The following is a 2,532-nucleotide window of genomic DNA, read 5'->3' as shown; positions in this document are numbered from 1 at the left end:
ACGTGATTTCAAAACTGTGGGGGAGAAACTCTGAAATTCGTCAGCATGCCTTATTAGAGAAATGTACTCTGACCCCAGAATTAAGGCGAGTTACTCTTCGGCCGCTTTTAATGCTTAGCCAGTGCTAGGTCGCATTGCACAAATAGCTCACACATTTAAGCAGCTAAAGATAATAAAGGGGTCAGAGTACTTTTTTGAAAAAACGAATTTAACCATGCGTGATTTCATAACAGTGTGGGAGAAGTACTCTAATTCGCCAGCACACCTTATTAGAGAAATGTACTCTGACCCCATTATTCGAGGGATCAATGCTGTGGACTTGTTTGAATGTATAGAAAAAGCGACAGGTTGAAAAATAATCGGTATGGTATAAAAACACTAAACAGCTAGGAAGTTTGTATGTCAGCCTTACCATTCAATAATAACCCAGCTTATTTGCGGGGTAATTTTCAACTTGAACCAGTGGCCGCTCTATTAAAGCTGCATGCAGAACTTGTTTGCTTTCTTCTAATAGCATTCTTCTTTGTTGGTAATGCATTTATTGAAAATAGTGAAAAAGAGCGGGTCTTGGCTAATCCTCAGAAAAATGACTTTTTCTATATTGATTATAGAGCTATAGATCCTTCATCGGATGCTCGATTTCGCTATGTCCCCCTGAAATTACTTAGTGTTGATGATGATACTCTTACTTTTAAAGTCGGAAACATTGCTCACACAACACCTGTCTCGCCGAGTCAACATGCGAAATTTGATAAAGCGTTATTACTGCGCAATTACTATCGTGTTGATAACCTTGTGCTTAGCAAAACAAAAGTAAATGACTTGGTTACTTCTGGTGCCATTTACGATGCTAGGCGGCCTCGAAATATTTATATTAACGGTTGGATGGTTTTGCACCTTAACGAGTTAGTACCAGATAACAGTTAGTAATAAAAAAGCCTTTATAAGCGATAGAGTCTAAGTAAAGTAGACTCCTTACGAGTGAGGCAACATGTACCTTGAAGTGTTTATTTTATTTACTATGAATACAATACTCAGCCAATAAAGTACTCTGACCCCATTACTAATGGGGTAGAGTCAATCTACTCACTTCATTAATCTGACAACTCGTACCTTGAAGCGTTTATTTCATTTGCTAATGAATGCAATGCTCACTTAATAAAGTACTCTGACCCCATAACTAATACTATCCGCTTATGGATAATTGGTTTAAAACGCTTTACATTTTTGAGGTGTTAATAAAATGTTAAGTGCGCCTAATGAAGTATTTAGTTTTAGCTGTTATTGCTGGTCTCGTTAATGTAGTGATGTCTTTTGTTACTTCACATCTACTAATCTCTACGGTTGCTACGTTTCTTACTATCCTTTTCGCGGCTTTTATTATTGAGAAGATGTTTCAAAACCAAAATATAGCCGCTAGTAAAACTGTTCTAACTGACGATTATAAGAACAGTGCACACAGCAATGATGCAACGAAAGTTAGTCATGCCGCGAGTAACATTGCAATTGGTGGTGCTTCTATCTCTTTCTTTTTAGAACAGTTATCAAAAGCATTTAATGAGCAAGTCGCGAACATCGGCGAGATGAGCGGTAGACTCCAACAGTTAGAAGTCTCCTCAACTCGGTTAGATGATCTTGCCAAGAATGCTGCATCTTCTATGAATGAATCTGACGAGAAAACGCAGTTCGGAAGTACGTCGTTAAAAGAAGTATTAAGCCAGCAACAGCAGCTGGTTAAAAACATAAATGCGTCATCTGAAGCGCTTACTACATTAAAAAGTAAGGCCGAGGGAATAAGTACAATAACAAACACCATTAACCAATTAGCCGATCAAACAAATATGCTAGCGCTTAATGCGGCTATTGAAGCTGCAAGAGCGGGAGATCAAGGACGTGGTTTCGCCGTCGTTGCTGATGAAGTACGCGAGCTTGCCAAGAAAACAACCTATGCCACGTCTGGAATAGAAAGTTTGCTGCAGGATATGAATACAAGTAGCCAGGCCGCAGTGGCTACAATGGAAACGGTGCTAAACTCTAGTGATAACATGAATGTGAAATTAAAGGAGAGCGAAGAAGCTATCTCACACTCCAGTATGCTCTCTACAAAAGCTCGGGAATCGATGGGCGCTATGCAAGCAATGGTAGAAAATAATGCAGAACATAGCGCAGGTATAAGTACCAATATACTTCAGTTGCACACGACGACAGAAAAATTAGAGCACGACCTCACTGATGTTTCTACTCAGGCGCTATCACTGAGTAGTCAAGCTGAAGATATTTTCAGGCTGCTGGAAAGCTTCGACGTAAATGATCGAAACAGCGAAGTTAGAGACATTGCAGTAAATGCAGCTAAAACTGTTGGAAAGCGTTTCGAGCAAGCGATTTCAGAAGGGAAAATATCGGAAGCAAAGCTGTTTAATTTTGACTATTCACCTATACCGAACACTAATCCTATAGAGCCTGTAACAGATTCTGTGTAACTGCCATTAGTTAATATGCTTTTCGAGGCGTTCCTCGAACTCGATAATAAAA

At 39.4% G+C, this 2,532-nt stretch carries 3 protein-coding genes; all 3 read left to right on the top strand.

The window, feature by feature from the left end; translation table 11 throughout:
- Window positions 1–214 precede the first annotated feature (214 nt).
- The 3 genes from WA381_RS20865 to WA381_RS20855 all read left to right on the top strand — a co-directional run bounded on the left by WA381_RS20865 (window position 215) and on the right by WA381_RS20855 (window position 2,480).
- Window positions 215–352: a hypothetical protein gene (locus tag WA381_RS20865; protein WP_156086956.1), complete on the top strand. Its 138-nt coding sequence runs from the start codon at window positions 215–217 to the stop codon at window positions 350–352.
- 47 nt (window positions 353–399) lie between these two features.
- A complete protein-coding gene (locus tag WA381_RS20860; RefSeq protein WP_014950849.1) occupies window positions 400–927 on the top strand; it encodes a hypothetical protein in 528 nt (175 codons plus the stop codon).
- Between the two features lie 332 nt (window positions 928–1,259).
- The gene (locus tag WA381_RS20855) at window positions 1,260–2,480 is read left to right on the top strand and encodes a methyl-accepting chemotaxis protein (RefSeq protein WP_336182974.1); all 1,221 of its coding nucleotides are present in this window, start codon (window positions 1,260–1,262) and stop codon (window positions 2,478–2,480) included.
- Window positions 2,481–2,532: the final 52 nt, after the last annotated feature.

The sequence above is a fragment of the Alteromonas sp. CH_MED4-4 genome (assembly GCF_037029575.1).
In the GTDB taxonomy this organism is placed as follows: domain Bacteria; phylum Pseudomonadota; class Gammaproteobacteria; order Enterobacterales; family Alteromonadaceae; genus Alteromonas; species Alteromonas macleodii.
The sequence above is the reverse complement of the archived record's forward strand: the minus strand, read 5'-3'. Positions and strand labels throughout refer to the sequence as shown.

Coding starts and splice junctions, on each gene's coding strand:
- WA381_RS20855 (WP_336182974.1), top strand. CDS start 1,260: ATGAAGTATTTAGTTTTAGCTGTTATTGCTGGTCTCGTTAATGTAGTG.
- WA381_RS20860 (WP_014950849.1), top strand. CDS start 400: ATGTCAGCCTTACCATTCAATAATAACCCAGCTTATTTGCGGGGTAAT.
- WA381_RS20865 (WP_156086956.1), top strand. CDS start 215: ATGCGTGATTTCATAACAGTGTGGGAGAAGTACTCTAATTCGCCAGCA.